Annotated in this window: 1 protein-coding gene; it reads left to right on the forward strand. The window is 49.2% G+C overall.

The genetic code is table 11. The annotated features are described in order from the left end of the window. Positions 1-176: 176 nt before the first annotated feature. Positions 177-1,102: hypothetical protein (locus EST62_RS11525; RefSeq protein ID WP_209019438.1), on the forward strand; the 926-nt coding region annotated here is incomplete at its 3' end.

A 1,102-nucleotide genomic window follows, 5' to 3' on the forward strand; every position in this document is an offset into this window, starting at 1 on the left:
TGTTGGTTCTGGTGTTGGTGCCAATATTGGCGGCGCTGTGTTTGAGTCGATCAACACCGCAACCGCGATTGCCATCAACGGTACGCTTGGCAACTAATAGTGTCGAGCGTTTCTCGTAACGTTTGTTCATTCGGTATCCAGGCTGGAAGAGTTTTTCTTCCAGCCTGAAGTTTTTTATGAAACCAAACAGAGCGGGTGTTGACATGAGAGTTCACATGATCCGATCGGCAATTACATCATTGGCTGTTTTTGTTGTTTTCTCAGCTGATGTGTATGCGGCGACAACAACAGCCGAGATGACGAATAACAATACCAATAATGCCAATTCTACGGCGTTGACCAGCGCTGAATATACGAACACGTTTGGCGGGAGTGTGACTCAGAATTTCGAGGCGTCGAAAATGATTCCCTATTTGCCGGGAACCATCAGCCCAGCCGCCACAGCCCCGACACTGTTCAGTCTTCAGGGTTTACCGGCACAGGTTTCCGGTATTCCGCTGTTAACGAAAAATATTGTGTATGCGTCTCGCCATGATGTTGCGTTAGGGAGCAGCGGAGGGACGAAGGTTATTTTTAATGCTACGTATCCGGTGCCCAGGGCTGAAAACAAGGAAAGAAATGTTTACGTCAATCTTAATGGCATCGCCAAAGGCGAAGTGATCGGTTCGATAACCGTGCAGAGCCGGAAAAATAAAGCTGACGAAGTAGATTTTTCGACGTTGGTGTATGATGCGCGTCAATATATAGCCGGTGTTGCAGAGCTTAATGGATATAATGTCGTCCTTCTCACCTTGCGGAATTCGGTGAGCTTTTCACTTGGAGTTGATAGCCGTGCGTCAGGCTTGTCGCTTTCTCCGCTTGTTTCAGGGCTGCTGAATGGCCCTGCAGGCGCAATGGTAGGTTTGTCTTCAGGGTTTTCGACAAATGCCGGCGAAACGGCTCCGATTGCTCGAATTGGCTGCACCTTTCTTGTTCTCGTAGATAGTGAGAAGAGTCAGATTGTTGATGTGAGGCGTGATTACAGCGTGCCGGAGCCAGCCAGCGCGAACGGCAACGGCAACAACAACAAGAAGTACGAGGCGATTCAGTCGAAGGGTGGTGA

It is taken from the genome of Chlorobaculum sp. 24CR (genome assembly GCF_004118635.1).
Classification (GTDB): domain Bacteria; phylum Bacteroidota; class Chlorobiia; order Chlorobiales; family Chlorobiaceae; genus Chlorobaculum.